The 7,103-nt window shown below is 35.7% G+C and carries 6 protein-coding genes and 2 pseudogenes; 1 reads left to right on the top strand and 7 read right to left on the bottom strand.

Annotated features, from left to right (window positions below; translation table 11 throughout):
• Positions 1-206 precede the first annotated feature (206 nt).
• Complete coding sequence (locus V7068_RS21605) at positions 207-1,106, bottom strand: sulfite exporter TauE/SafE family protein (protein WP_499714486.1); 900 nt, start codon at positions 1,104-1,106, stop codon at positions 207-209.
• Between the two features lie 708 nt (positions 1,107-1,814).
• Between V7068_RS21605 and V7068_RS21600 the strand changes: the two genes are divergently transcribed.
• Positions 1,815-2,543 carry a cytochrome c biogenesis CcdA family protein gene (locus V7068_RS21600; protein ID WP_252283415.1) on the top strand — a complete coding sequence of 243 codons (729 nt, stop codon included), beginning with the start codon at positions 1,815-1,817 and terminating at the stop codon, positions 2,541-2,543.
• 85 nt (positions 2,544-2,628) lie between these two features.
• Here V7068_RS21600 and V7068_RS21595 read toward each other — a convergent pair.
• The 6 genes and pseudogenes from V7068_RS21595 to V7068_RS21570 form a co-directional block, all read right to left on the bottom strand.
• Positions 2,629-2,820: pseudogene (locus V7068_RS21595) on the bottom strand (C40 family peptidase); the annotation flags it as partial.
• A 96-nt stretch (positions 2,821-2,916) separates the two neighbouring features.
• A pseudogene (locus tag V7068_RS21590) lies at positions 2,917-3,149 on the bottom strand (metal-sensitive transcriptional regulator); the annotation flags it as partial.
• Positions 3,150-3,253: 104 nt separating this feature from the next.
• On the bottom strand, positions 3,254-3,871 hold the full coding sequence (locus V7068_RS21585) for a DUF1541 domain-containing protein (protein WP_499714485.1): 618 nt from the start codon (positions 3,869-3,871) through the stop codon (positions 3,254-3,256).
• A 92-nt stretch (positions 3,872-3,963) separates the two neighbouring features.
• Positions 3,964-4,884: a F510_1955 family glycosylhydrolase gene (locus V7068_RS21580; protein WP_499714484.1), complete on the bottom strand. Its 921-nt coding sequence runs from the start codon at positions 4,882-4,884 to the stop codon at positions 3,964-3,966.
• A gap of 47 nt (positions 4,885-4,931) precedes the next feature.
• Complete coding sequence (locus V7068_RS21575; RefSeq protein ID WP_499714483.1) at positions 4,932-5,609, bottom strand: response regulator transcription factor; 678 nt, start codon at positions 5,607-5,609, stop codon at positions 4,932-4,934.
• Complete coding sequence (locus V7068_RS21570; protein ID WP_499714482.1) at positions 5,606-6,991, bottom strand: sensor histidine kinase; 1,386 nt, start codon at positions 6,989-6,991, stop codon at positions 5,606-5,608. Before V7068_RS21570 ends, V7068_RS21575 begins: the two co-directional genes overlap by 4 nt.
• Between the last annotated feature and the right edge of the window lie 112 nt (positions 6,992-7,103).

The following is a 7,103-nucleotide window of genomic DNA, read 5'->3' as shown; positions in this document are numbered from 1 at the left end:
TCATTCTAAACAATAATTATTTAAAAAAATGTCGATTCTTCTCCCGAGATACACATTTTTAAACGACAAATTTTTCGTTCTGTCAATTAGAGCCAAATAAAAAATGGACAGGAATACTCAAATTCCCATCCACTTTCTTCTATGTTTTTCTTATTCTTCTCTTTTATAATTTCTTCAATAAATGATAGAACGATTACATAAATGGATTAACTAGCCAACTTTCTATTTTTTTCTTTTTCAGCAGCCTGGTTTGCTTTCATCTTGCGAATACCAAAGAAAATAGCTACTCCCCATCCCAAAAATAGAAAACCATAAATAACAGGATAGTATATTTCATCTGTTACCCATGTGCCTAAAATTGTGCGTGCATTTACTATAATAATAAAACCTCCAACTAAAATTCCCATTAGTTGAGCTGGAACCATTCGAACGAGCCATGCCGCAATCGGTGCAGCAACAATTCCTCCTATCATCAGCGCTCCGACCCAAAGCCAATTCACGACTTCCCATCCTAAAGAAATGATAAAACCGACAGTCGCAGAAATAGCGATAGCAAACTCGCTCGTATCTACTGTTCCAACTACTTTACGCGCTGTCATTCCTTTTTTGGATAAAAGAACAGGTGTTGCAATCGGTCCCCATCCGCCGCCTCCTGTTGCATCCGCAAAGCCGGCAATTAAACCTAATGGTATAGATTGCTTCACTGATAATGGTTTTGATTCCTTTTCTTCACTAGACTGAAATTTAAACAGAAAACGAAAAATAACATAGAAACCAAGCAATAAAAGGAATGCCGAAACGTAAGGCTTAACGACATCGCCAGGTAAATTACTTAAGAAGCACGCACCAGTGAAAGCCCCAATTGATCCTGGAATAATCAGACGATATACCAATTGTTTATCCACGTTTCCAAATTTGATATGAGATACTCCCGAAGCAGCCGTTGTTACGACTTCAGAAAGATGGACGGAAGCAGAAGCTACTGCTGGTGCAATACCAAATGCTAATAGAAGAGACGATGATGTAACGCCATATGCCATCCCCAAGGCTCCGTCAATTAGTTGTGCTAAAAAACCTACAAATGCCAAAACAATTAGCTTTTTCATATTTTTCCTCCTGGTGCCTTTTATTTGATTATGTATTATCTGAAAATACAGAATTTTATTTTTTTGAAAAAACTCCTACTCTAAGCAGTTAAGAGTAGGAGCCTTCAGTTTGTCTGATCAGCTGCCTCATTTTCTTTTTCATAACAGGTATTCAACTAGAATTTTTTTGAAATATAAATAAATTTTATATTATTGATAATAACCGTACTTTTCCTACCTGTCAACTACAGTTTAGTTTTTTCTTTCCTTGTATTTGATATAAACTAGATTTTAGATTGTACCTTTGAAATAACGTTTAATTGAGTTCACACTATAAGCTTTGATAAAAGAGTAAATAAAAAAGCGTGTTTTGAAATAAAGATAGCTCAAAACACGCTTTTAATATATTCAAGTAAATCTATAGTGACAGGTACCTAGGGCTGTCTCTGATTGAAGGGAGGTATTTAAGATATCTAAAGTTTTTAGCCCGTCATTGAAATTTGTCGGAAGAGAGGTCTTGGGAATTATGCTTGCTCCTATACCCGATGCAACTAAAGAAAGCAGGATGTTTACATCCATACATTCACATAGAATGTTAGGCTAAATTTCAAACCGTCTGCATTCTTCAATGATAGAGAACTCCTTAATTTCAGTGAAAAACTCCCTTCTGCATAATTTCTCGAAAAATGTTTGTTAAAATAAGGGATTATATAATGAAAGGAGATTTTTATGTACGACTTCCTAAATAAAATTAGCCAATTTTTCTCTGATCCAGTATTACAATTGATGAATAGTTCCTTAGCCATTCCAGTTATAGGAGCCTTTCTATTAGGAATCCTTGGTTCATTAGCACCTTGTCAGATTACTGGAAACTTTACTGCAGTTACCTATTTTGGAAACAAAGCCATAGGAAGAAAAACACCTTGGATGGAGGTTTCTTTATTCATTCTAGGAAAAATATTAGTTTATTCTATCTTTGGAATATTAATTTGGTTTTTAGGAAAAGAAATTCAATCTACTCTAACTACATATTTCGCGTATTTTCGAAAAAGTATAGGATTGATTAATATTTTAGTGGGTCTTTTTCTATTAGGTTATTTAAAATTCGTTTGGCCTTCACGTTTTTTCATCTGGAACGGGTTTAAAAGCTCAGGAGGAAAATTTGGAGCCCTTTTATTAGGTATCAGCTATTCAATAGCATTTTGTCCAACCATGTTTGTTATTTTTTTTGCGAAACTTATGCCTATGGTATTATCGACTACATATGGTTTTACATTGACCCTTATGTTTAGTATTGGAACTGCTTTGCCCCTTCTTATCATTCTATTATTAATATGGACCTTTGACGGAGAAGGATCTTTAATAAAAAAAGGGAAAAAGTTTGGCAACATTGTTCAAAAGTTAGCAGGAGTAGTGATTATTATTATAGGTCTGTTCGATATTCTAACCTATTGGTAAAACATAATAAAAAGCATCAAGGCTAGCCCTCTTTTACCAAAGAATTGGCCCTGCTACCCATATTAAGTATGATTTTATGACCATATCAATATGTTTTTGCTCCTAAATACCTTTTAGACCAATAGCTATTATTCACAGAAGAAATACCCACACCTTTTGATGAGGAACTATGAATAAATTGATTGTTTCCTATGTATATACCCGCATGAGAAGCTCCAGGTTTATAGGTTTCAAAAAACACGAGGTCCCCAATTTTCTGTGAAGAGACCTTTGTTCCCGACCTCAAATGGGTATACTTTTTCGAAAAAGAAGTACTTAAAAAGCACCCTTAAAATCTATTCAACATCATAGCCTTGGTCATTAATTGTTTCCTTTATTTTTTCATTAACTTTTGTATGGTTACTAATAACTCATCAATAATTTCTGAATCTCCCTTATTAAGTCGTGGACTACACAGTTTTTCAGATGTCGTTCTAATAAAATCTTGGCTACACCGTTTAAGGTACTTTGAGCGGCTGCAATCTGTGTGACAACATCGTCACAGTAAGTATTCTTCTCAATTAAACCTTTAATTCCGCGAATTCGGCCTTCCATACGATTTAAATGTATTGTGAAAATATCCCTTATATTAAATCATTCAGTAAAAAGAGCTTATCCATGTAAGGAATAAGCTCTCTTGAGATTAAAAATATATTCATTTAGTTTAAACATTATTTAGCTGGTGATAATTCACTTTCTGTTACCCATTGATGATTTTTCACTTCTGCTCCACCGGTAGTTGGAGTGAAATCAACCATATATATAGTCGTTTCTTCGGCTGAATCAATTTCAGCGGTTGCACCATCCATACCTTCCATATGATCTGCATTGATTGTAACTTCTGTTCCTGGCTCTAATGGGGATTTATCGACATTTTGTAACTCTTCATGAATCACCCATTTATGGTTTTCTACTCTTTCCCCACCAGTTGCTGGCGTATATGAAACAGTGTAAACCGTAGTGTCATACGCCCCTACAATTGTTGCTTTAGCACCCTTCATACCTGGCATGTGACTTTCTTGAATAATGGCTTGACTGCCAACTTCATAAGTTGGATTTTCTGCTACTTTTAAACCTTCAGGAACTTCACCTGAGCCAGACATGTTCATCTTACTATGATCCATGCCCTCCATGTTTTCTGTGTTCTCTGTACCTTCTGCATTTCCTTTATCTTCGTTTTGCGTATCCTCTGTGTTTTCGTCATTAGCATTCCCGCAGGCACCCAGTACTAAGGAAATGGCTGCAAATAAAGATAAAATGATGGACATTTTCATTCTTTTTTTTTGCATAGACATAAATCCTCCTTTAACATTTTCCAATATCATACCAAAAGAATATGCAGAAATTATGGAGTAAGCTCGAGAAAGGGAAAAAGAATTCTTTACTCCATTTCCCCATTTGATAAGATTTTATTCCACTTTGCCTCCTGGCCTTCACTAACATAAACATCATTCTTTGTGGTTACCATCATCATTTCATCCTCAGTTAAGGGATTGACCTCTAAATAAATAGGGATGTTTTCGTTATTCAAAGAAGGAGCTGCTAGGATAGTACCCTGATTGTTACTCAAATTTGTTTCATGAAGGCTTACTTTATTATCTTCAACCATGGAATGAATTATGGAATCGTTTTTAAAGGTTAATGAGGTTACCACTCCTTTAGTTGGGATAAGGGAAAAATCCTTGCCATAATTTTCAGATAAAAATATTCCTTCTTCTCCATAAATTGCAATGATATTATCCTTTGATGGATGAACATCAAAGCCCCTAATGGAAGAAGCAAGCATCCCGTTTAGCTCTAGTTGTGTCCAGTCTTTCCCCTTATTTTTGGAGTAAAAAAAGCCTGTTCCTATTTTGGGATTTTGTACTTCATTATACACATAAACAGTTCCAGTCTCATAACTGGCTCCTAAGTAATGAAAATCCACCTCTCCGTAGAAAGCGAGTTTGTCCAGATTTTCCCCTTTATCAGTACTTTTGACCAGCCCTAGAGGATTTTTCAAATCTGATCCCTTTTCAGGATGCCCACTTGAATAAAATCCGTCTTTGATCGTTTGAAACCCCATGTAGTCATGGTTGTTCCGTGTGGTTTTGTACCAGACTTCGTCTCGATATTCAAATGGCCCGCCATGTGTTGCTATAACTGGGGTTCCTTCTTCACCCCAGTATCCTGCTCCATGGATATGTTCAATTTTTTCATTCTCTGCTTTTACAAAATACTGCTTTGACTCATCATTTGAGCATGCAGCTAAAAGTAACGGCAGAGATATGAGAGAAAATAAGCCCCATTTAAAAAGTTTCAATATTCATCCTCTCCTGTCTTAATGTATTTTTTAAATTAAAGAAATAGTTATTCCTTAGTTACCCACTTATACCCTACCCCCCAAACAGTTGAAAGGTACTGATCAATAGGAAAGTTTGCTTGTCTGAGTTTATCACGAATATTTCGGACATGAGAATCAATGGTCCTGTCTTCGGTAAAGGCCTTATTCCCCCAGATAATCTCCAGTAAATGTGCCCGCGAAAAGACTTTATTTGGATTTTTCAATAATAATCCGAGTAAGGAAAACTCTTTTGGAGTGAGTTGAATCCGCTGTTCTTCATATGTCAATTCAAAAGATTCCTCGTCCCACCGCAATCCCTTGAAATAAACGGCCATCGTGTCTTCATTATCCATTCTCCTGAAGAGGGCATCTATTCGGGCCATTAATTCCTCTTCATCAAATGGTTTTGTTACATAATCGTCCGCACCTAATTTTAAGCCCTTAACTACATCTGATTTTTCATTTCTAGCCGTCAGCATAATAATGGGGATATTGGAGAATTCTCTTATGCGACTGCATGTACTCCACCCATCCAAATTTGGCATCATTACATCTAATAAAATTAAATCTGCATAGGAATGTTTCATATAGTCCACGGCTTCTTGACCCGATTTTAATTGGATACAATGATAAGTGGGTGATAAGTATATATTTAATAAATCAAGCATCCTTGCTTCATCATCTACAAGCAATAAGGTTTTCATTCTATCATCTCCTCTACTGTAATTAAGAAGGCTGTTCCCTTACCTGGTTCACTTTTCACCTCAATGTGACCCCCATGGGCTTCAATAAGTTCCTTGACAATGGATAAACCTAAACCTGTGCCTCCGGTACCTCTCGACCGGGACTTATCTACTCTATAAAAGCGCTCAAATATAAAAGGAAGATCCTCTTCAGGTATCCCATCTCCCTCATCCTTTATTTCCATCAATACCTTCCCCTTTTCCCTCCTTACAAAAATACATGTTTTGGTATGAGATTCAGAATACTTGATAGCATTATCTAGCAAGTTAAAAAGCACTTGTTCAAATCTCATAGGATCAATCATGATATGTACGTTTTTGTGACAGTATACTTTCAAATCCATCCCTTTTTCCTTGAACGCAGGAAGTATCTTTTCATAGATAGATAATAAAAAAGAACAAAGCTCGACTTTCATAAAATTAATAACAAAGGTGTTCCTGTCTAATTTAGCTAAATCAAATAAATCCTTTATCATATCAGACAATTTTTCAGATTCTTCATAAATAATACCAAGATACTGATTTCGCTCTGTTTGGTCTAACTCTTTGCGTCTCGACACATCCGCATAACCTTTGATATAGGTAAGGGGAGTTCTTAATTCATGAGAGATGCTGGCCAAAAACTCATTTCTTTCTTCTTTTAAGTGTTGTAATTCTTTGGCAAGAATTTTTATCGCACGGGATAACTCTCCTAGCTCATCATTACCCATGTCTGGCAGATTGACCGAGAAGTCTCCCTTACTAAGCTTCTCGGTCTCCCGTTTCATCCGGATAAGAGGCGTCGTCAAGGCTTTGGATAAAAATAGAATCGTTATCACCATTAAGGAAAGAATCATGATGGCACCCACAATAAAATGATGGTTCAATCGTGAAATTAAACTTTGAATCTGATCCGTACTCCGGAACATGTACACATACCCTTCTTGATGTTGGTTAATTGTAAAAGGAGTAACCGTGGAAATGTATTTTTCGCTTTTCCACCTATTTTCCAATATCACTCCATCACGTGGTACCTGCTCTATTTCTTTGGTTATAATAGTTTGCTCTTCCTTATCTAATTTCGAGGATGTAATAATAATGTTTTGATTTTGGTCCGTGATAATGACTTCTGTATCAGCTTTTGATTCCATTACAGCAATATGATGCAAAGTCTCTTCCTTATAGGAATTTTCAAGCACGTCTCTATGACTATTACCTCTTGCCTGTAGTGCATTTAATTCTTCTTCTATTCTAGAATCTACAATACTTGTATGTAAAAAAAAGAATAAGCACACTTCAAGAATAAGCATAGCACCTAAAAACCAGAGGCCGAATTTTAGGGATAATTTATTCAAGATAATCACCGCTTTTCCGAAGTACTGTCACCATCATAATGGAAAATTATCAAAAAAATGTGCAGTTTTTTAAGTTAATTTTAAAATACTCTTTGATGAGAACATCATTACTCAACAGTAT

The sequence above is a fragment of the Bacillus sp. JJ634 genome (genome assembly GCF_036962285.1).
GTDB lineage: Bacteria > Bacillota > Bacilli > Bacillales > DSM-1321 > Peribacillus > Peribacillus asahii_A.
The sequence above is the reverse complement of the archived record's forward strand: the minus strand, read 5'-3'. Positions and strand labels throughout refer to the sequence as shown.